The sequence below is a fragment of the Cupriavidus sp. P-10 genome (assembly GCF_003402535.2).
GTDB lineage: Bacteria > Pseudomonadota > Gammaproteobacteria > Burkholderiales > Burkholderiaceae > Cupriavidus.
Genome location: NZ_AP025174.1, coordinates 52,679 through 74,728, shown reverse-complemented (window position 1 = coordinate 74,728; position 22,050 = coordinate 52,679). Strand labels below are relative to the sequence as shown.

Genomic DNA, 22,050 nt, shown 5'->3' with positions numbered 1-22,050 from the left:
TTTTTCAGGCGATAATGCTCCCCTTCATCGGGTCGGATGATTTCAAATTCGGCGCGAGATCAGCCGTTACTGATCTCGCGCCTTGTTGCGTCTTGACCACGAGCGAATCGTGATCATATTTGTCATAGCTGCCTCCCCGGAAATACGCAAGCACTATCGGATTTGCCAGAAGCCAGCCGAGGTGATTATCAGTTACTTAACGGGAGGAGGATGCTTGGTTTCCCGTCCGGCACGGAAATAAATCATTTTTTTATTATTCGATAATCGTAGATAGGCATTAATTCGTGCCTACATTAGCGGTTTTCGGGGATTTTTTGAGGCTATACGCACCCGAAGGCGCTGAATAAAGCACATTCTGTGCCGGAGTGCCGTTGCGCAGCCCGCCCCCGAGATTTCCGGAATCCCTTTGGCATTTGTGCCGAAAGCAAGGCTCGACTAGGATATTAGAACGTCGGTTCTGACGAGCCTTGCGGAGGCGTTCTGATGTCGGCATTGCTATTGCGGCTGGGAAGTCACAAAACATGGGAGGGATCCCTGGATGAGTTGACGCTCGCCGCTTCAGAGCTGATCGGCACTCACCCCTGGCAAGGTCAGACGCTGCGTCCACCATCACGCTCCGTTGTCGTGGACTATCGCTCTGTGGGGCTAATAGCTCCAGCCATCCGCAAACGGTATCAGTGGGCACATCTGGTGCAGTTGGTTGTCGCCTGCGTGCTGGTGCAGTCAGGCCACAGCAGGAAGTCCGCAGCAAAGCGGATGCAGTCGATGGATCCCACTGAGCTGATTGCGCTGCTGATGCAACACAACGGGCCTGGTTCAGCCGAGATCGTTGAACCAGGCATTCCCACCGTGGATCACGCGCGCGCCTTGGGACTTGCCCACGAAGCCGTATGCTTGCTTGCGGTCGGCCTGGTCGACCATTTCCAGCGAGCGCGATCCGGTCGCTTGCTCGTTCATGATCCAGCGCTCTCGCCCGCCCTGCGCGGAGCGATGTTGCGGATGGCCAGCTTGCACGTTATGTTCGGCATGCCGGTTCGATCTGATGGCGCCCACACCCTAGTTGCACAATGTCGCCACACTTTGCGCGCCCGCGAGTGGGGCATACCGATTTTTGACCGCCCGGACTGTCGCTTTTACGGTATTCGCTTGCTCGATGCGCAGACTTGCCTTCCGACGATCGAGTGCATTGACTTGGCACGGCAGTCGGGTTCCGAGATCGACCTGAATGAGCAGCAGGCGTTTGCACAACTGAATTCGGCTTGCGACCAGTTCGGGATGCGTGGAAGCGACGTTTACTCCAAGCTTCGAGAGTTCATCACGCGACATCCCATCTCCTCCCCCACAGAGATACGCCGATTTTTGAGTGCATCCAGCATGCAACTGGCAGCACCCTTTATGGCGACCTGTTACGAGTCGGTTCAACCTCACCACCTCGTAAATGGCGCCCTGCTACGCTGCGCGACTTGCGGCGCGCCGATGGCCAACTCAGTGATCAAAGGTCATGCGTGTTGCGCGGTACGTCAATGCAGCGCGTTCGACGTACCGGTACCCTGTCGATCGGCTCGGCAGGTGCCAGTACAAGATGTCCTAATCGCGAAGTCGCATATTCTCGTTTACTGGTGCGGCCCAGGCCAAGACGAGATTGCTCTGTATGACACCGCTACCGCAAATCCTCCGGGACTAGTGGCTACACTGTATCCCGGTCGGGATAAGTGCGACGTCAGCCTGGATAACGAGACCATCGGGATCGATGTCAAGAGCCATGCCAGCCCGTTCCTTCTTGCGGACACCCTGAACCGAAACGTCGGGGGCTTGGAACTATTCCCAAAGAAATACATGGCTCTTTTGAAAAATGAGTGGGTTATGCGGCATGCGGGTTGATCGCGGAGAAGTCGAGCTTTCCGGCGATCAGGAAGATCACGGTGCGCATGGTTTTGAAGCTCACATAGCCGCGAGCCTTGCGCTTGGCGGCTTGGAACAGGCCGTTGAGCGCCTCCAGGAAGCCATTGGTCTGGCGAGTCTGGGTCCATGCAACGATGCCATCAAAATGCTTGCGGATCATGCGCGCGACCTCCTTCATTGGCTCGACCTTGGATCGCATGACGTTCGTGCACCACTGCTCGAGCATTGCGGAAACAACGTTGATCTGCTTGCGCCCAAGGATGTCGCGCAACTGCTCGCGATACAGCCAGGCACGGGCGGTGCGTTTGGTCGTGACGTTGGCGATCAACGCGTCGAGATCGGCACGCTGTGCGGCTGGCAAGCCGTCCCGATCCTTGAGCAGCGTCCAGCGCAGGCCTTTGAGGCTTGGATCGGTCTTCTGTTCGATACGCCGGGTCTTGTCCACGGCTGCCGAAGCGTGAGCCACGACATGGAACTTGTCGAAGGTGATGCGCGCGTTGGGCAAATGCTCGCTGAGGCCCTTGATGAACGCCGGCGACATATCGATACTGACCACCCCGATCTGCTCGGGCGCAGCGTTGTGCTCGCGCAGATGTTCAGCGAACTTGCCAACCGTGGCAGCATCCTTGCCTTCGGTCACAAACACGACGTTACGCGCGTCGGCATCAGCGACAAGCGTCAGGTAGTTGTGACCGCGCCTGTAGGACGTTTCGTCAACGGCGGCAGCGGTCATGCCGGCCAGATCGAGTTCGGCCACCGCGAGGTCGACATAGCGCTCGCAGATCGCGTACACGCGATGCCACGACTCACCCACCGTTCTGGCTACAGCAGAAAACGGCATCTGCTGCGCAAGCGCCACCACCATGGCTTCAAACAGCAACGTGAAGCCAGAGAGCTTGCCAGCCCAGTCCGGCTCGACCAACGCCACGCGGCCGTCGGGAAGCTTCACGCGTGGCGTGCGGACTTCCAGATAGCAGTCGTGCTCGAAGAAGTTCAGGTGCCGATAGCGTTTGGTCACCGTGTCGTGAACCGGGTGCCCACCGGCGACCTCCGGGTGGGAAAAGCGGCTGCCGGAGACAAAGTCAATCTGGATCGTCAACGTCTTGGTTTGCGCGTTGAAGTCGACTTCCCGGACGAACCACGGAGCGCTTACGCCAAGGGCTGCTTCAAACAGTTTGCTATGCATCGATCGTGTTGCTCTTTACCTGAAACCCGCCACGATACCACCCACTTGAAATTCAAAAGAGGCAAATACATAGCCATCAACGATCAGGCCCTGTCGCGCTTCCCCGGCTATTTGGATACCTTGCGCCGGGAGTGCAATAGAACGGACATCGAATTCATAGCAGTTGGTGCTCTTCGCCGAAAGCTTAGGACTCGTTCGTGATCGTCAAACGTCTACAATCCCTCGGACTACATCGGCTGGACCTATTGTGCGCCTACTTCGTCCACGAGCTTGATCTGCATACGCTCCAGCACGCACCGGCGCTGCTCATGGGCTTCCGTAGTGTGGCTCGTGCACCCTTGTTGCGTGATCGGGAGATTGAACTCGACAATCTCCGTCGAGCATGCAATGGACTCTCGACGGTTGCCGCACTGAAGGCCGCTGCGGTGCGGTACAACGATTCCGCCTTAGCATTGACGCACCGCCGTCTATTTCGCATCGATGAGCGCTCTCTGGCCATCAAGCCGAGATTCGACATCGTCGCGCCGGAGCTCAGCGAGGCACTGGCTGCACTAAAGACGCCTCACACGCCCGATGCACATGATCAGACGTTGGCGGAATCCGACAAGCCGATCGCCATTCACGTCAAATTTGGCGGTGAATCGCGCCGCTATCCGGTTCATGCATTGCCCGCGAACTTGCCGTTACCTCGCGCTCATGAAACCAGCCGACCACCGCAGCGGCGCCATTTGATTCCGTGGACTGACTTGCTGGCGGAAGCAAGTGAAATGGACGCCATTGACGAACGACTCCAATCACCGAGGCGTGGCAACTGGCAGCAACGTCTGCAGTCCGTTGCGCTGCATAGCATCGACAACAACGGCGACTTCAACGTCGAATCGACGTTGAACCTAGAAGGTCTGAAGCACCTGATAGGGTTACCAGGGGCAGGAAAAACAACGCTTCTCATGTGTTTGCTGCGCTATCTCGGCAGCCGGGGACTCAAGGTTGCAGTCTTCTTTCCATCCATCGAGGTATGCCGCCAGTATCTCGATGACTTGCGTCGATACGATGTCCGTGCTGGCCTGCTAGTCGGGCAGTCACGCGAAACGCGACTTCGACATGCTCACAAGCTTGCTGAATCACTGGCAACAGGCGACCCCCTCCGTGGTTTCGGAACGTCCTGCGACAGTGCTCATCTGTTTGAAGGCGTCTGCGCTCTGCCGTCCCTCACCGAAGCACCAAATTCTGCCTTTGGCATCGCCGACTCCTTTTGCACCAGGGTTCTGCAGAATCCCGTCAACGACAACACTGGCAAAGCGACCAGCGATGGCACACTGAAGCGCAGGCTATGCCCTGTTTGGTCCCTGTGCGGGTACACACGCGCCGCCGCAGACTTGCCAAACGCAAATATTTGGTTAGGACACATCTTGTCCGCGGATACCCGCGTCCCAGCTCATACGACACTTCTCGATGAGCGCTACTTCGAGCTGATTGCACGATCCTTTGACCTCGTGATCTTCGATGAGGCAGACCGAGCGCAACAGGATCTCGATCGAGGTGGTATTGCGGAACTTAGTCTTTCAGGCCACGACCGTTCATTTCATCGACAAGTTCAACGAAGTACACTACAGCCCATCGCATCCGGACAAAACGCGGTCTTACATGGAGTCGAGTATGCCCAACTGGCAATCGAGATCGCAGAGTTCGAGAAACTGAACGTCGCGTTGACACATGCCATCCTGCGCCTAACGGAAGATCTGCGCAAGGCGTTCGACGGGTTGCTGATGTCCCCCTTACGAATTATTGGCGACTGGCTCTCTCCTAGGCGAGTCAGTTCGTTGAGCGACGACTTTGGAGCGGATCCGCAGGCGCAGTCAAAGGATGCGCTGTGTGAGTTGTGGGAGAGTGCCGCGATTCAAGCATTCCAACTGCGAGGTACGAGATCCGTAAGCGTCGCGATTCCCGCTGATGTGACAATGCGCTTGGTTAGCGCCTTTCACATGTCCGCGGAAGAGGCATCAAGCCTGCACAGCGATCTCTGCCAGTTGATGACCAACTGGCTCGCCGAGTCAAGCCTGCAGGAACTATCCAACCTCGTCAAACAAATTGCTCGACGCTTACGTGATGTTCGGCGAGTGTCGAGTGAGGCAGAGGCGCAGCAATTGGTTGGGCTGCTGCTGCCAGTCACGTTCACGATCCTGAGCTATCGTCGCCTTTCCCCAAAGCTCAGCGACATGACAGCACAGGGCTTGCTTGATCCTGTCCGCATCGACGAACTCGCATCGCGATCCTTGCTGCTGGCAACACCCGACAATATCTTGGGCAGTTTGAGTGGGGTTCGCTTCTTCTCGACGCCCTCTCAACGCGACCCTTTGGCGCATGCCACAGACGTACAACTACAGTATGTCGTGTTCGCTGGTACACCTCGACTGCTAATGTACCGGCTACATGAGTGGATTCGGCGACCGAATGGCATGTTCGATGGTCCCGCGGTACTGCTTACCAGCGCGACGAGTTACCTACCGCCCAGCCCCGCTCACCATATCGCTGTGCCCCCCCACTACGTCCTGCAGCGCGTTTCACCTGAGCGTGAGGACGTCGCCCCCTCAATGTACGAGTTTCGTCCCATCGCGGATGGACATGTCTCAGATTCGCCCACCTTCCTGCGCTTCAGCGGCGAAAGATCGGACAGCGTGCGCATGGCGAACCTTGAGAAAATGGCCTTCGCATTGTTAGACGGGGGACTAACGGACTCTCAACTCGCCCGCGATTGCGACCACTTTGACGTGCGCCATGGCATAGCACGGCGCGCCGCATTCGTTGTCAACAGCTATGATCAAGCTCGCCGATTGAAGCAGTTTATTGATCAGCGGCTACCCGCATGGCGCGGCCGCGTTGTTGCGGTTGTGGATGACTTACCTGACGTTGGACCAACCGAAGGGTATGTGACGTCGTCTCGCGTCGAAAGTTTGGGCGATGATGATGCATGGAGGTTGCTCATATTTCCCGCCGGCGCGCTGGGTCGCGGCACAAATATTGTCTTCACATCCGGTCCGCGTCTGCGCGATGCGGCTCTCGGGTCGCTGTACTTTTTGACGCGTCCACACCCTGCGCCCAATGACATGAGCCTGCCTGTAAGCATGGCGGCACGCGCCACGCTCGACTTCGATCTTTGCGACGATGACTCCGTGTCCGTCGAAGAGATCGGTAAGCGCTTGCTGGCTGCACGCCGGCAAGCCTATCGAAAGGTTGGCAGGCTGCTGCGGCGCCCCCTATACGCACGTGCACTGGGCGACCTGTTTGAGCCTTTCACAGCAAATATCGCTGTCTCACTGTTACAGACGATTGGCCGTGCGATGCGCAATGGCTGCCCTGTTCAGTGCTTCTTCATTGATCGCGCATGGGCGGAGCGCTCGGCCAAGGGCGAAGCGGATACGGAGACCAGCAGCATGCTCGTTCAACTTCGCCGGCTGCTCGAGCGTGGTGCGGCGTCTGAGGACCCCAAGGAAGCTGCGCTATACCGAGCTCTCTACGGCGCTTTCCTTGATCCGTTATCGAAGACCAAGGGCCTGAAAGTTGCCTTCGCGCGAGAAGACGCTCACCAGGATGAGCCTTGGACGGATAACCCCCTGTGGGTTGCAGACTCTCCCATCCAACAAGAGGCAGGAGCATGACGACCGTTGTCCGAGATGTGGCATTCGCGCTCGAGTTTGCCGAACAGGCTCCACCGTTGGTCCATGACGTTGTGGCCATCCGCTGGACCACAGACGTCCTTCGTATTCTGAAGCAAATTCGTGACGAGGCAACGAATCGCGCGAGAGACAAGGATGAAGAAGCATTTGTTCACCTGCCCTTCGCCAGTCTACGCGCGCAGCTTCAATTGGAGATTGAAGATTGGACCGCTCTGAAGGATGACATTGGACTGCGCTCTTTCCCCGACCTCAGTAAGGAGCCCGGGCCATGGGGTTTCCTGCCCTACCAGAAAGCACAGGACTATAGCGAATGCGTGCGTGATGCATTTGCTCGGTGGTCGGAAGGCGCATTGTCCCATTTTAGCCAAGGTCGAGACGCGTATACGCTCGGCATTGCCGCACTGCGCAAGCTCAATGAATGCAATCAGGTGATTCAATTCGCCCAGTCGCAGGTACAAGTGTTTCCATGGGATACGGCTGGAAAGTCTGGGACGTTCTCGCCGTTCAATATCACAGCAGGCTGGCTCGCATCGCAGCTTGCCGGTAAGGAACTGTTTCCAGAATTGGGCCCGGTGGTGCGGGTCGTCGGGAGCCCAGATGGAAACAAGGCGGAAGTCATGACACGCCCTCACCATGCGGCTGGCGGGTACTTCAGTTTGGTCTGCGAAATCTCACTAGAGACGCTTCCTGGAGCGACTAAGCCGATCGTCTATCTGAAGTTTAAGCGGCGCCGGTGGGCCGATAGTTTGAATAATCGGTATCCTGCCAGTCCTACCATCGGGGGATACGTGTTTCCCCATCATGCTCGGCCGAACAGTGCTTATCGCTTTAGCGTGATGCGACGCAAAGACGCCTGGGTCACCGATCTTGGCTATCCCGTGTACGAGCATGCATTAGACCTGGCGATGGGCTATCAGGATGAAGATGTGCTTCGCTACCCTTGCGACGAGCGCGCCAGCGTGGTCGTAATGGTGAAGGCTGAAGTTGCCGAGGCAAGTCGCTCCAACCTTCAAGCTGGCGTCCCTCTCGTCGACCAAGCCGATGCGTTTGCATCCGCCACCAACGCGCTCGAAGGATTCGGTCTACGGCCCTTCTCGGGATTCAGTACGAGGAAGCCAATCCGGCATAAGGCTCCTCCACTGAGCGTTCTGAAGGCCGAGGTTGTCGTGGCGAGACTGCTTGCCCGTCATGGCTTTAGCGATGCCGACACCGAGAGCGCAATTGAGAATGCAACCTTGGCGCCTTCGAATCGTTGGTTCAGATTACAGCCGCCCACCCCGGATGCTGCGCACGATCGAGTCGTTAAGGCCATTCAAACGCTAGTCAAAGACACAGCGTATGAAGCTGATGCGGGAAGACAAAGAATTTACTTCTTAAGCTATACCGCCGACGATATCGAGTGGGTCAAGACGACTGCAAGCGCAATCCTCGGAGACAATACCGAGGTAATCAGTGCCCCCTTGCCGCTGAACACGCACGGGCCTAGGAGCCTATTGCCAGTCGACACGGGATCAAGGAAGCAGCGATTCGATGCACGAGTGCGTGAATGGCAAAAGTTTGTCGATCAAATTGGCGTGCCTGAACGCGCGATGATCCTCATCCAAGCTCCTCTGTTCTATGAGACCCGGGACGGGCAGAGGAAGCCCGATGATAATGTCAACAAATTGGCCGCGCGAAAGGCGCTGAGCAGCACGGGTTGCACGGTACAGTACCTATTGCCCAGCGAGCCCGGCAGAATGGATCGATTCCTTCCCCGCTTACAGGCGTCTGTCCTGGACCTGGCGTTTGGGCACGCCGGCTTTGTCTGGGGCTTGAGACAGGCGCGGGAAGCCTGCTTCGGCTCCCAACCGGAGGCACCACGGTGGGCATGCGCGGTGAGCTCGCTTCAGGTACACACCGAGTGGGACCGTCAACAGTCGGTGTTCGTTGCCACGCGCTTGGAATGCGCCACGGGTGAATCTTGGGTGCGTTTTGCCCATGCTGAGGCAGAGCACGTCATGTCGCCTTGGATGCGGTTTGACCAAGGTGCAAAGTATCTCGCCTCTCGCCGCGTCGAACTCCCGCGAACGAATGCCGATCAACGCATGCTGCTGGCCAATTTTTTCGCGGACACGTTCGATGACATTACGTCGCTCGATCCCAGCGCAGTCGTGTTTATTGACTCTACGCGTACGGCTCGTCTGGCCTCTTGGCTCGGCGACGTCGGCGTGCGTACACCTCAACGCCAAATAGTTGCTGGCATCGTGCTGTCACAGCGTTGGCCGATGCTACGGGTGCTGAGGGTGCGAGAACAAGCGCCATCTATCGGGCAAGAAAAATTTCACGGGCATAGCACCGAACACGGGATGCTCATCCGCTCCTGGACATCCACACAGAGATTGTTTGAGGTGGAGGGTACATCGGCGCCGACGTTTTGGTCATTGGCCAAGCCTTCGACACACCACAAACGTGGCGCAAGCTGCTACCGCTCAATTCTCCTTCCCGCTTCATCAAAAGCAAGCGAAGCGAGTGAAGCGTATGCGATGTTTCCCGCGCAACCCGACAAGCAGCATTTGACCTCGCGAGCGGTGGAGATCGTGATCCTCCAGAAGCAGCCACAGGACTCGAACCTACAACTCGCCTCCTTTGCCCAGCATTTGCGTGCCGGGATGTTGACGGCGAGGAATGAGCCCTGGGTCACGACCCCGACTCCGTTGCGAATTATCGAAAAGCTCTCCGAGTACATGCGCACATAGAAATCCGCTGTTCAGAACCGCTTCCTTACAACTGGAGCGTCCGAAACGACTCAGCAACTAGCGCCGCCGCATCGCTAACTGCGGGACTGGGGGCGCCTGGCTATCTCACGATGCATCGTGCGGCGAAGCTCGGACGACGCAGAGGATCCCGCTGGGCACCTAACCAGTGCTCGGCCTCAGTGCGCCTAATTATCAACATTGTTAGTGATTGGAAGGAATTCTGAGTAATTGATTGCGACAACAAAGTCATTTGGCCGTTGTCATCTTTCTGGCTAGCACAGGACCATCGACAACAAGGCCTTCATCCCGCGCAGGCCTCGTTGTCGTCTGTCCCGGCGGCGCGGTCTCCAGTCCACGGCTACACAAAAAGCGCCCTCCAATGATTTGCGACTTATGAGTTGCGGATGACAATGCCGACATCAGACACGGCATCATGGACGAGCAAGCGACCAGAGCGCGCTGTCTGGACTTGGCCAACCGCGACAAAGACAGGCGCTATTTGATCGTCCGCGGCCTGGCTTCAATGAAATCGGAAAGTGTGGCTGAGCCGGTCGCGCAGGCAAGGCAGGTTGGTCACCCAGCCCTTGGCAACCACCACTTGCGCAGGCAGTCGTTCGGTGGGATGCGAAGCAAAGTAGCGCTCGCTGGCCTGCATCAGGTGCAAGGCTTCGCTCGGGAAGCGCGATTGCACAACCATAGCGGCCAGCCGGAACACGTTGGCCTCGCGCTGGTCCAGCGCGGACGCCGCAGGCTCGCGTGCGACCGCCGCGCAGCGGATCATAAGCGCAGCTTCCACGTCCCGGGCGTGCATGGCAGATTTTCCGATGGGTGTCCTCGACAGATGGCTGTCAATGTACTCCGAATTGTGGCCCACGTGGTCCGCGAGCCCCGCGATCTAGTTACAGTCCAATTTCAATTTGATCCAGTCGGTGGTGTAAGGCATCGGTTAGCCAGAGCACGAATGCACACCATCCGCCGTGCGAGAGCGCCAGCCCGCCGCTGCCCTGGATCAACCAAGTGGACGATCTCTCCGGCTCATTATCGAGTTGCCAGCGTAGCCATCGCATGATCACAGTTTCCAACTCGAATGGGACATCGGTCAGATAGATATACTGCTCGCCCTGCGCTATGGTGGGTAGTCCGGCCGGCAGCCAGTGGGACAAGGCGCGCCTGGTTTGTGCGGCCGTCGGGATGCACTCGACCGGAACGGGCGGATCTTCATAGCGGTTGGCGACCGCCCGGGCGACGTCGTCGAGAGTTGAAGTCGTCCGAGTCTCGACACGCTCGACGTTGCGCAGGATCTCCTGCGTGCGAAGAAACTGGCGCTCGGAAATTTCCCGGCTCGCTCGGAGTCGCCGATTCGTCTCATACAACGTTTCCAGCGGGTAGCGACGGGCGAGTCGGACCACATCGAACAGGGTCGGACGTCCGAGAATGATGGGAATCTCCGCCGGGGTACCGCGCAGTTTTGGGTTGGACCACAGGTGCGCGCCCGCGCGAAACTCCATGTCTCTGAACACAAATTTTTCAGCCATGGCACCACTCCAAGCAAACTCGAAACCCTCTTAGATGGATTCGCGCAATAGCACGGTGCTGCGGTTCTTCCTGCGACCGCTGCATAGTGCGCGTGACCGGCGCAACGACGCCGAGCGCCATGCCGACCAACTGCATGGGACTAACGAGGTCCCGTTCCACATTGTAAATCGACGCCATTGTTCGGAAACGCTGCGTGTGGCCCCGGGGCGCCGCGATCGGATTTTTTGTCTCGCGCACTGAGGAATGGGAGGTTGAGTACCTCATAGATCACCTCCTCAAGAGCGTAACCTTAGTGAAATGAGAAAAATTGCGCCGTTGTTCTGCGTGGCGGCCAATGACCACCAGGGGTAGCGCGCCGATCCGGCAAACCGAACAGACGCAATATCTGGAGCAGCGTTGGTCCCGCTAACACAGCCTCCCATGCGGAGGCTTCGTTTATTGGGGTGACGAGAGCGTATCTTACATCCTGACAGCAGGATTGGAGCAGTTGGAGCAACGGCCGCCTAGCAATTCAACTCCACTGCCCACCAGTAATCCTCCGCACCGTTGCTCTTCCAATTTTTAACCGCAGTTTTGCGCTACGCCTTTCTTGTCATACCTCTTTTCCGCTGATAGAGCGTGGGAGGAAAGTTGACGTGCATTGCGAAGGATCGCGCGTGAGGCAGCAAGAGCCCCAAATCGGTTCCGACAACTTTGCGTTAGAGGACTAATAGAAATGTCGTACCCCCTTGCCAAGGCTGGCATGCTGGCGGCTTTCCGTCTGTCCGAGACCGGAGGCCGCGATGCGCAAGCCCGAGACCATCACGATGACTATGCGCGAACTCGATCGGCTCAAGGTGATTCAGGCCGTGGTCGATCATGGCCTGTCGGTATGGCGCGCGGCCGAGAAGCTCGGCTTATCACGGCGTCAGGTGGAACGTCTGGTACTACGCTACCGTGAGGACGGTCCCGTCGGCTTGGGCTCGCGCAAGCGTGGTCGTGACAGCAACCGCCAGCTCCCGCCCGGGCTGGAATCCCGTGTCCGGGGCCTGATCCGCGACAGCTACGCCGACTTCGGCCCCACGCTGGCGGCCGAGAAGCTGCGCGAGCGCCATGGCATCAACCTGGCCACGGAAACGGTGCGCCGGATCATGATCGACGCCGGTTTTTGGATCCCCAGGAAGCTGCGCCCGCCCAAGGTGCACCAGCCGCGCAACCGCCGCGCCTGCCTGGGCGAGCTGGTGCAGATCGACGGCAGCGACCACGCCTGGTTCGAGGACCGGGCCCCGGCCTGCACGCTACTGGTGTTTGTCGACGATGCCACCAGTCGGCTGATGCAGTTGCTGTTCGTCCCATCGGAATCCACACCAGCGTACTTCACCGCCACACGCGCCTACATTGAGCGCCACGGCAAGCCGATGGCGTTCTACAGCGACAAGTTCAGTGTCTTCCGGGTCAATGCCCGGGACAGCGCCGAGGGGCGCGGCTACACCCAGTTCGGGCGCGCGCTGTTCGAGTTGAATATCGACATCCTGTGCGCCAATTCGAGCCCGGCCAAGGGCCGCGTCGAGCGCATGAACGGCACACTGCAGGACCGGCTGGTCAAGGAGCTGCGGCTGCGCGGCATCAGCACGATGGATGCGGCCAATGCCTTTGCCGCGCATTTCATCGCCGACTTCAACGCGCGCTTTGCCAAGGTGCCGCGCAGCGACTTTGATGCGCACCGGCCGCTGCGCGGCGATGAGGATCTGGAGCGGATCTTCAGCTGGCGCGAGTGGCGCAAGGTGTCGGCCAGCCTCACGCTGCAGTATGACAAGGTGCTGTACCTGCTCGAGGACCGGCCCGAGCACCGGCGCCTGGTCCACCGCTACCTCGAGGTCGCCGAGTATCCGGACGGGCGGATCGAGCTGTGGGCCGACGGCGCGTCCCTGCCCTACACCACCTTTGACAAGCTCGCCGAGGTCGACCAGGGCGCGATCGTCGAGAACAAGCGGCTCGGGCACGTGCTGGCCATTGCCGCGCAGGTGCAGGCGCGGCGCGACAGCCGGCAAACCATCGGGCCGTCGCGCACGCTGGCCGGCGAGCCGCCGCGCCCACACCGGCCGGCGCCCAACACCAAGCGGCAGCGGCTGATCAACCGGCTCGATCTGGAGCGCGCGATGGCGGCGCCGCCGCGCAATGAGAAGGCGGACATTTTAACTTTGCCCACCGTGAATCCATTGCCCCACCCTGGGCTAAATTCTGTCACGTCAGGCCAGCACCACCGCCCCACCACCACCCCGCAAAAGGCGCCAACCCCGCACAAAAAGCACGCTCGCTCCGACATTTGAATTCAGCGGAAGGGACGACCTTTCAAAACCGGCTGGACAGCATATGTAGCGGCAAAGTTGTAATGTCCGGTTCTGGCAAAGTTGAAATGTCCGCCTGAGGCGCCTGTCCATGGTATTCAGCCTGCCCGGTTGAATGCAATGGAGGATGTCAGGGGATGGCGGGAACCGAGGTCATTACAGTAAGCATGCGTGAGTTAGACAGGCTCAAGATCGTCCAGGCGGTCGTGGATGGTCAGTTGCGGCCCGGGGTGGCTGCCGAACGGTTGGAGATCACGGACCGACAATTCCGGCGGCTGCTGGAGCGCTATAGGCAAGAAGGCGCATCCGGGCTGGTTTCTCGCCGGCGCGGTCGACCCAGCAACAATCGCATGCCAGCGGACCGCGAATCCGTGGCCCTCGGCCTGATTCGGGAACACTACGCCGACTTCGGCCCGACCCTGGCGGCCGAGAAGCTGCGAGAGCGCCATGGGCTAATGTTGTCCAAAGAAACGATCCGCCGACTGATGACGGTGGCCGGCCTGTGGGTGCCGCGCAAACAGCGGCCGCCGAAGGTCTACCAGCCTCGTAACCGGCGCGCCTGCTATGGCGAACTGATCCAGATCGACGGCAGCGATCACCGCTGGTTCGAGGACCGGGCGCCGGCCTGCACGCTGCTGGTTTACGTCGACGACGCCACCAGCCAGATCATGGAACTACGCTTCACTCATTCGGAATCCACGTTCACATACTTTGCGGCGACGCGGGCCTATCTGGAGCGCCACGGCAAGCCGGTGGCGTTCTACAGCGACAAGGCCAGCGTTTTTCGGGTCAACAAGAAAGGAGCCACCAGTGGCGACGGCCACACCCAGTTTGCGCGGGCCTTGTTCGAGCTGAACATCGAAGGTATCTGCGCCAACAGCAGCCAGGCCAAAGGCCGTGTCGAGCGGACTCACCTGACCTTGCAGGACCGACTGGTCAAGGAGTTGCGCCTGCGTGGGATCAACACGATGGAGGCAGCCAATGCCTTCATGGCGGAATTCATCGCCGACTATAACGCGCGCTTTGCCAAGGCGCCGCGCAATGACCACAACGCCCATCGGCCGCTGCGACCAGACGAGAACCTGGATCTCATCTTCGCGTGGCGCGAGCCGCGCTGTGTGTGAAAGAGCCTGACGATTCAGTACGACAAGATGCTCTACCTGCTGGCGGATACGCCAGAGCATCGGAAGCTGGCCGGTCGCTATATCGATGTCTATCACTATCCGGACGGCAGAATCGAGCCACGCGCAAATGGCGCCGCCCTGCCCTACACGATTTACGATCGGCTCTCGGAAGTGGATCAAGGCGCGATCGTTGATAACAAGCGCCTGGGGCACGTATTGCAGTTAGCGCAATACGTTCAGGAGAAGCGCGACAATACGCGGTCACTATCTGTGCCTGGCACGGAGGGAGTTCCCCGCAAGCGTGGACGGCCGCCCGGCAAGAAGTCGCAGCGGTCGCTGGGCCAGAACGATATGTTGGAAGCTCTGGAACGCTTACAGCAGCAGCCGTGGCCGCTTAATGGAACGGAGAACTGACTCACTTACTACGGGAACACAAACTCGCTCAGCTGGCATGATATGCCTCACCCTGAGCTGGACTCATTCGTGTCAGGCCAGCACCACCGCCCTACGGGAAACCCCAAAAAAATAACCAAGCAAGTTGAAGGCTCCCCGGACATTTCAACTTTGCCGGGGCCCGGACATTTCAACTTTGCCTGGACAGCATATCGTAGTAGCGATACGTACGCTATACTGGTTCGTACTGGGCAGTCCAGCTGCCGCGCGGACCGGCCATAGGCTCACAACTACTCAGGAAGCGCTAACCATGCGACTCGGCAACGTATGCCGGCACGACTACCAGCCTGGCATCTACGATGGCGCCGCATGGCGCTGCCAATACTGCGGCACGCCACGGCCCCAACAGAACACCATGCAAATCTGTCCGGCAGCCGAGGATGGCGACGACTTCGCCGCCATGTTCTGTGATCAGGCCGGTGAAACCTGTTGCGTCTTAGGTCCTGCTGGTGGGCCGGGGAAATCGTAGCATTCCCTCAAGCGCTGTTTGTCGTGATTTTTACGTATCGTTATATCTATACCAAATGGAAAACATATGAAGAACAAGAGATCCGTAGCGAGTCTGGCCGCCACTATCGCCATGCTGCTGAGTGCAAATGCGTTCGCCGAACAAGGCAATACTGATGCGGGCCAGTCCGATCTCACTTACGAGATCAATTTGCTCGAGAACGGTCGCGTCATTCACGCCACGACCTTGTCTGCGATTCCCGGGAAGTCGTCGTCGTCCAAGTCGGGGCGCGAGATTGGCTACCTGGCCGCCTGCGAGAGCAGCGCCCCGGAGGAGTGGTCCTGCAGCCCGGGGAAGGTATGGGATGGCATCAGCATCAAGGTGAAGCCAGCGCTGGCAGGCAATGGTGATCTGACGACGGAGCTGGAGATCGCAGACAACCAGTTGATCGGCATGGATACGATCACGCACGGCGGCTACCAGGTACAGGCTCCCCGAATGAGCAGCTCGGTTGCAAAGATGAGCATTTCAATGCGGGAAGGACGTACCGTACATCTTCCCTATGGTGCAGATTTGACCGCTTCTCAGCGAGAGATCACCATCATTGCGCGGAAGAGCTGAGCATGAGCCGAGACACTAACAGCGTCAGACTCAAGGGCACCGTCGCCGGCGCGCCGGAAAGCCGCAGTAAGCCCACCGGTGATCGGACCGTTACCCTACGCCTGGCTACCGTCGACCGTGTCCAACGCAATGGCGAGACAACGGAGTTCACAAACTGGCATCGTGTCGTGTGTTTCGGTAACGTCGCGGAGGAAGCTGGCAACCTTGCGCAAAATGACCGTGTCAGCATCGAGGGAAAGCTGCAAACACGCAAGTATGAAATCGACGGCAAGGCGGCCTATATCACCGAGGTTATTGCCTTTGACCTAGACAAACTCGCGTCCAATCCCACACTCAGCGAGCGCGCTATGCCGTCGCGCTCATCTACCAAGCCGGTGCGCAATTCAGTCGCGGCCAATCCGCCTGGCGATGCTGGGCTGGACGAGGGGCCGGAGATAAAGTCAAATCTGGTGTACAGGGGTTGATCGAGGGCCGGTTGTCAGGCGGCGAGTTTCTGCTGATCCGGCGGATTGTCCAGCGCCGGGGTTCCGTCCTTGAAGGGGATGCCCTTCAAGAGCAGTTCGATGTGTTCAGCGCCTCTGATGCGGCGCCAGGTTTTCTCGGCTTCCTCGATCAGCTTGAAGGCCAGACCGAGGAAGGTCGCTCTGGACACGCAATTGCGCGTGCGCGTGGTGCGGTGACGCACGGTCGCGAAGGTCGATTCAATCGCGTTGGTGGTGCGGATGTGCTGCCAGTGCTCGGCCGGGAAGTCGTAGAAGGTCAACAGGCTGTCCCGATCCTTGGTGAGCACGCCGGTGGCCTTGGGGTACTTGGCGCCGTAGATCGTTGCAAAGCGATCGAAGGCAGCATAGGCATCCGCCCGGGTGGCCGCCATCCAGATCGCCTGCAGATCCGCCTTGGCGCGGCCGTGCTGGGACTTCGGCAAGGCGTTCAGGACATTGCCCATCTTGTGGAACCAGCAGCGCTGGGCGCGCGTGGCCGGGAACACTTCCTCCAGGGCAGCCCAGAATCCCATGGCGCCATCGCCGACCGCCGCCAGCGGGCCAGCCTGCAGGCCGCGCGACTTCAGGTCCAGCAGCACCTCCTGCCACGATGCCTTCGATTCCCGATAGCCGTCACCGATTGCCACGCGCTCCTTCCTGCCATCGGGCGTGACGCCAATGATCACCAGCAGGCATTGCCCGTCCGAGCCCTCGCTGCGCAAGCCCGTGTGGATGCCATCCACCCACCAGTACACATAGCGCGCCGCCGACAGATCACGCTGATTCCAGCGCGCATGTTCGTCTGCCCACTGCGCCTTCAGGCGACTTACCACGTTGGCCGATAGCCCCTTGGCCTCCTCACCCAGCAGCACCGACAGCGCCTCGCTCATGTCGCCTGTGGAGATCCCCTTCAGATACAGCCACGGCAGCGCCGCACTCACCCGCGGCGACTTCCTCACATAGGGCGGCACGATCGCCGAGTTGAACTTCACGCCAGACCCGGACCGGTCACGCACCTTGGGCACCTTCACGGCAATCGGTCCGGCAGCCGTCAGCACGTCGCGCTCCGGGAGGTAGCCATTGCGCACCACGGCGCGCTGGCCGCTCAATGTCTTGACGTTACTGAACTGCGCAAGCAGCTCCGCAAGTTCCACTTCGATCGCCTCCTGGATGACCCGCCGGGCCCCACGCCTGATCAGTTCCTCGAGCCCCAGCTCGATTTCCGATAGACCGACTGCTTCTTTACCTTTATCCTTGCTCATGGTGGAGTTTTCTTGTGTGCTGGTTTCCGATCTCGACAATCAGATTCTCAGCGGAAATCTCCACCGCCTTCAACTCCTCGCCTCAAACTCCCCCCGTACACCACTTTCGACTTTAGCTCGAGGGGCCGCCCTTCTAATGCCGGAGACATGATGTCGGCTATGCAGCGGGTACCTATAGCGTACTTCCACATCGTTACCCAAGGTGCCCAGGATCTAGGCTGGGTGGGCTTCTGTGAGCAGCTTGATGAGGCCATGATCCCTGCGCTACTGCACCGCGGTGGCGAGGAAGGGGCGAGGCAGCGGGCCGAGAGAGATCCACCCAAGCCTGTCGGCTTCCACGGCGGCGCGGCATTTGCGCCCCTCTCGTGGATGCTTGGAGGCCTGCGTGACGAAACCTATGTCCCTGTCGTCAGGGCAATGGACCAGGCCGCTCGCTCTGCCTTTGCGGAGAGCAAGCGCGCCCCCACTGTCAAGACGGAGCGGGTCTGAAAGGAATGCTGAAAGGAGGCGGTCATGCTGGCGCTTATTCTTGCCTTGATGCCTTGCGTTAGTCGTCTATCCTATCGTGTCGGCGATCCAAGACTACGCAGATGAGCACATCTAGGGCATGCCCCCCAATGGTGGGAGGACTGAACGTGTCGTCGCACGATTTCAGAACAAGCAAACTTATGCGGGAGAAGTATTCGTGAAGAGATCCATTCTGGCAGTTGCACTGGCTATGTCGGCGGCTCTCGCTGGCTGCACCACGATTGGTTCCAGCAGCACTATCACGGACCAATCCAAGGTCTCCATGATCAAGCCCGGCGTTACGACCACAAAGGATGTGGAGCGCATCTTTGGTCGCCCCAGCAACGTGCAGTACCTGGAGAAAGGCGAGCAGATCTGGTCGTACCAGACCGTCAACACGAACGCCCTGGCATATGTGCCGTTCGTCAACACAATGGGATTAAGCACGAAGGAATCCACGCTGGTCTTGCGCTTCAACGGGAAGGGCGTGGTGAGGGAATTCCAGCAAGGCGAGAACCGCCTGTAAGGAGACCCCAATTGGGGGGGATCGTTGAGGGGTGCACGTAGAACTGCTGCCCTCCCGGAGACGAGATCGCCGCCGCCGCTGCAGAGATGGGACCTCAGGGCTTGCTACCCGCGCGCGGCCTGCTCTGGTCGGCGTCGCCCGTGGCCGCGCTCAGGGCGGTAGGGGGAAGGTGATCCGCAGTTTTGGCCTCGATATGAGAACGCAGCTCTTTCAACTCGGCCTGTGCCCCGGCAGCCAAGCCGACCGCCTCGGTCAGTTTGTCGCGCGTGGCTTGGTGCGCGGCGTGCGACTCAGCCAGCTCCTTGCGTGCTTCACCTTCCCGCTCCTCGGCGCTGCCAAGGCGCGCCTCAGCCCGCTGACGAGCAGTTACCTCTGCAGCGCGCTGAGCCTCGGCGACTGCTGCAGTTTTGTCAGCCGCCACGCGCAAAGCTTGTTCGCTTGCGAGTTGGTCCCGCAGGGCCGCCAATTCGATCTCCAAGCGAGGCACTGCTTCCAAACGCAATTCCGCCTGGGCCAGCGTACGCCGTACGCTGGCCAACTCCTCCTGTTGCCGCGCTGCCTCTTGCTTCAAGCGCTTGATTTCTTCGGCCTGTTCGGCCGCCTTGCCGGCTACCGTGTCGCGCTCAGTTGTGACCTCGAGCAGTTGCTGTGCGAGGTCCTCTCGCTCTGTTTCCAGTGCTTCGCCGTTCGCTGCCATCGCGGCCAATTCGCTCAGTGCTTGCGCTAGGGCGGCTTCGGCTTCAGCAGCCGCTTCCTCCGCGACTTTCGACAACTCGGCCCCCAAGGCGGAAAGTAGCCGCTGATTCGGTTCGCTGAGTTTGCGTGACGTCGGCTTTTGCTGATCCTGCCAAGCCGACCAATGGCGATGGATCGTGTTCATGCTGCCGCTGCCCAATCGTTCGCGCACGGCGGTCAGCGTTGGCTTCAGCTGCTCAGCGACCAGCGTTTCCGCGACCGCAGCCACTTGTTCGTAGGTAATGCCTGGACGTGCCATATCGTAGCGTCCCTTCTGTTTGATATCGTATTTTACTCTTATACGATACGATACGAAACGCCCAGGCTGCCCGCGTCGCCACCCACTCTGGGAATGCCGGTTGCCGGACAGCCGCCGCCGCGTTGCCTTGGGTCACCCGCCTGGCCGGCGAGCGTGAGTGCCCCATCCAAGTCCAGTGCGCGGAGCGCCCCTCTTTCGGTGGCGTAGAGGGTCTGCCTGTAACTGTCGGCGGTGTCGAGTGCGGCGAGCGCCTCGGCCTGTCGGGCGCGATATGGGCCCCTCCTCTCGGTCATCTCGCCCCTGAACGACTGACAAAAGGGGGCGAAATCTGTGCGACCCCTACTTTGGAAACAACCGTATCTTTGGCGTTAGGACAGGGGCTTGACCAGGTGATGGTGGGGATTGATCCTTAGGGCGCGCCAACTGGAAGTATCGTCCTCCATGCGAGGTCAGCGACGGGGAAGCCGCCAAGGTTTGCCCCGTTTTTATTTTTCAGCGTTCCCTTTCATTAAGCGATAGGTTCAGCAGGACGCGCAATGGCCAAACAGGGACAGGTGGGTGGTGCTCAAATAGCTTGCGCAGGTCATGCTGGTGCATTGCATGGCCCACCTGTAGCGCGCGTAACGGCGATGGGACTACTCACGCTGCCAAATCCGAACTTGGCTTTCTTAACAACCAAAATGTGGCTCTTTTGGGTGAGGGAACCTTGCGTGCCATACTCGTAAGGCTCGAACGCGCACAACTGCGATGGCGGACGGAGTGCGCACGATAGTTTGGACTTTCAACGAAACTAGGCCAACGGAGTCTTCTATGACAACACGTCAGTCGGAGTTGTGGATCGTATCGGTAGTGGATCTCAGTGGAGTGCCAAAGTCAGTTGTCAGCCCATCTCGTGATGAGGCTACTAGCCAGTTTCTTCACTTGGCGTACTTGTTCGTTCATGCAACGCCAGATCAGCGGCTTAGGGTCGTCGGGGACGACGAGGATGCGGCCCTTACCGGCATGCACTTGATATGGGATTCGGATGACGGGGGTGCAGTATGTCTCGTAAGCCTTACACGCGCCGCAGTTGTCCGCTCCGCGCCGGGCTGGTCGGCGGCGTACAGGCAGAACCAGACGTTTGCTAGCATCGCAGCCGAGGCCCAAGCTGCGCTGGACGCCACTGCCGGACACCTCGATCCGCGCGAAGTGGATAGGCTGTCGCGCAGCTCCGCCGTCTTTGCTCTTAATCGCCCGCTTGCTCCATTGCTTGTTGCAGGCGACGAACGTGACGTGCCGCCTATCGAACTGGCGCGCGCTAGATCTGTGTGGGAAGAGATGAAGGCGGTTGACCAATACATCGAGATGAAGGCAGTGGTCCGCTAGGCGGCATGTGTCAATAGACGGTGCAGATCAACGCAGCCAGACCACCTACCGAGGCGAGACAGTGGAGTGGTCTGGCTGGTTGACTACATCCTGATCCGCGGGCGCGCGCGGGAGCTCTGCTCTGCCTCTTGCTCGCGTTCCACGGGCTCGCAGGCGTGTACTGGCGTACCACCATAGACTCGAACACCGCGGCACGGGTCGAACTCCGGATCGTCCGGTCCCCGCCCACCAGCATCGACGCTGCAGGTAGCGTAGGTATACATTTCCGCGCAGTCGCGGCGCAGTTGGTCCAGCGATAGTGTGGGGGCGTCCATGACGGGGTCATACCCAACGGTCTCGACATACCAGGTCACGCATTGAGCCTGGCTCATCGTCGTGAAGTCTGGATTGCTCATAGCGTCTGCTCCCTTACATTCTCATGGCTGGCGCGTTCTTAGCCGCGTCTTTCCAGAACACGCTGAGCTTGCTCAGCTTCTCCTGTGCTGTGCGGCAAAAATCGCCGAAGTCGCCAGGTGGATGCGCCTCCAGGCGGTCCACTTCCGTCCGGAGAAGTCCGACCCCCTGCTCGAAATCGCCACGAATGCCCTTCATCACGCCGTTGATCGCGCTGGAGGTATCGTGGCTGATGACACCCGCCGCCTTGGCGGCATCCTGTGTCTCCTGCAGCGCTCGGAAGCTCGCTACGAAGGCCTGAACTAGTGCCTTCACGGACGCGGAAGCCGCACGCTCCCCGGACACCGAGTCATCCACCACTGCGGCGAATGCCTGCGTTGTTGCGGCTATCGACTCGACTGCCATCTGCACGCGCCCGCGGCGAAATGCAGCGAGGGCATCCGCTGGACTGGGCACAGCGCTGTTCGGAGCGCTGGCAATCTGGTTCCCGTTCATGTGTTCGGCAATCGTCATGT

General features: G+C 59.4%; 14 protein-coding genes and 1 pseudogene. 9 read left to right on the top strand and 6 right to left on the bottom strand.

The window, feature by feature from the left end; all coding sequences use genetic code 11:
- Window positions 1-483: 483 nt before the first annotated feature.
- Window positions 484-1,881: a restriction endonuclease-related protein gene (locus CTP10_RS39830; protein WP_147316267.1), complete on the top strand. Its 1,398-nt coding sequence runs from the start codon at window positions 484-486 to the stop codon at window positions 1,879-1,881.
- Here CTP10_RS39830 and CTP10_RS39825 read toward each other — a convergent pair.
- On the bottom strand, window positions 1,862-3,088 hold the full coding sequence (locus CTP10_RS39825) for an ISL3 family transposase (RefSeq protein ID WP_116322054.1): 1,227 nt from the start codon (window positions 3,086-3,088) through the stop codon (window positions 1,862-1,864). The two genes, CTP10_RS39830 and CTP10_RS39825, sit on opposite strands and share 20 nt — an antisense overlap.
- A 197-nt stretch (window positions 3,089-3,285) precedes the next feature.
- Between CTP10_RS39825 and CTP10_RS39820 the strand changes: the two genes are divergently transcribed.
- Window positions 3,286-6,744 (top strand): ATP-binding protein, encoded by a 3,459-nt coding sequence (locus CTP10_RS39820; protein WP_147316266.1) that lies wholly within the window; start codon window positions 3,286-3,288, stop codon window positions 6,742-6,744.
- The gene (locus CTP10_RS39815) at window positions 6,741-9,497 is read left to right on the top strand and encodes a pPIWI_RE module domain-containing protein (protein WP_082818933.1); all 2,757 of its coding nucleotides are present in this window, start codon (window positions 6,741-6,743) and stop codon (window positions 9,495-9,497) included. Before CTP10_RS39820 ends, CTP10_RS39815 begins: the two co-directional genes overlap by 4 nt.
- Before the next feature lie 520 nt (window positions 9,498-10,017).
- On the opposite strand, the gene CTP10_RS39810 is transcribed toward CTP10_RS39815, so the two are convergent.
- On the bottom strand, window positions 10,018-10,308 hold the full coding sequence (locus tag CTP10_RS39810; RefSeq protein WP_062799457.1) for a hypothetical protein: 291 nt from the start codon (window positions 10,306-10,308) through the stop codon (window positions 10,018-10,020).
- Between the two features lie 88 nt (window positions 10,309-10,396).
- Window positions 10,397-11,032 carry a hypothetical protein gene (locus tag CTP10_RS39805; RefSeq protein WP_062799459.1) on the bottom strand — a complete coding sequence of 212 codons (636 nt, stop codon included), beginning with the start codon at window positions 11,030-11,032 and terminating at the stop codon, window positions 10,397-10,399.
- 783 nt (window positions 11,033-11,815) lie between these two features.
- Here CTP10_RS39805 and CTP10_RS39800 point away from each other — a divergent pair.
- The 4 genes and pseudogenes from CTP10_RS39800 (at window position 11,816) to ssb (ending at window position 16,470) form a co-directional block, all read left to right on the top strand.
- Window positions 11,816-13,342 carry an ISNCY family transposase gene (locus CTP10_RS39800; RefSeq protein WP_271816412.1) on the top strand — a complete coding sequence of 509 codons (1,527 nt, stop codon included), beginning with the start codon at window positions 11,816-11,818 and terminating at the stop codon, window positions 13,340-13,342.
- 155 nt (window positions 13,343-13,497) lie between these two features.
- Window positions 13,498-14,898, top strand: a pseudogene (locus CTP10_RS39795) (ISNCY family transposase).
- Window positions 14,899-15,472: 574 nt separating this feature from the next.
- A complete protein-coding gene (locus CTP10_RS39790) occupies window positions 15,473-16,006 on the top strand; it encodes a hypothetical protein (protein ID WP_116324078.1) in 534 nt (177 codons plus the stop codon).
- A 2-nt stretch (window positions 16,007-16,008) separates the two neighbouring features.
- Complete coding sequence (gene ssb / locus CTP10_RS39785) at window positions 16,009-16,470, top strand: single-stranded DNA-binding protein (protein WP_116324077.1); 462 nt, start codon at window positions 16,009-16,011, stop codon at window positions 16,468-16,470.
- Window positions 16,471-16,484: 14 nt separating this feature from the next.
- On the opposite strand, the gene CTP10_RS39780 is transcribed toward ssb, so the two are convergent.
- Entirely contained in the window at window positions 16,485-17,750 is a 1,266-nt protein-coding gene (locus CTP10_RS39780) for an IS256 family transposase (protein WP_116324092.1), read from the bottom strand.
- Between the two features lie 685 nt (window positions 17,751-18,435).
- On the opposite strand from CTP10_RS39780, the gene bamE reads away from it, so the two are divergent.
- Window positions 18,436-18,783: an outer membrane protein assembly factor BamE domain-containing protein gene (gene bamE / locus CTP10_RS39775; protein ID WP_158577690.1), complete on the top strand. Its 348-nt coding sequence runs from the start codon at window positions 18,436-18,438 to the stop codon at window positions 18,781-18,783.
- Between the two features lie 94 nt (window positions 18,784-18,877).
- On the opposite strand, the gene CTP10_RS39770 is transcribed toward bamE, so the two are convergent.
- Window positions 18,878-19,777 carry a DNA-binding protein gene (locus CTP10_RS39770; RefSeq protein WP_116321368.1) on the bottom strand — a complete coding sequence of 300 codons (900 nt, stop codon included), beginning with the start codon at window positions 19,775-19,777 and terminating at the stop codon, window positions 18,878-18,880.
- A gap of 810 nt (window positions 19,778-20,587) precedes the next feature.
- On the opposite strand from CTP10_RS39770, the gene CTP10_RS39765 reads away from it, so the two are divergent.
- Complete coding sequence (locus tag CTP10_RS39765; RefSeq protein ID WP_116321366.1) at window positions 20,588-21,142, top strand: hypothetical protein; 555 nt, start codon at window positions 20,588-20,590, stop codon at window positions 21,140-21,142.
- 408 nt (window positions 21,143-21,550) lie between these two features.
- On the opposite strand, the gene CTP10_RS39760 is transcribed toward CTP10_RS39765, so the two are convergent.
- Window positions 21,551-22,048: a hypothetical protein gene (locus CTP10_RS39760; protein WP_147316244.1), complete on the bottom strand. Its 498-nt coding sequence runs from the start codon at window positions 22,046-22,048 to the stop codon at window positions 21,551-21,553.
- Window positions 22,049-22,050 lie beyond the last annotated feature (2 nt).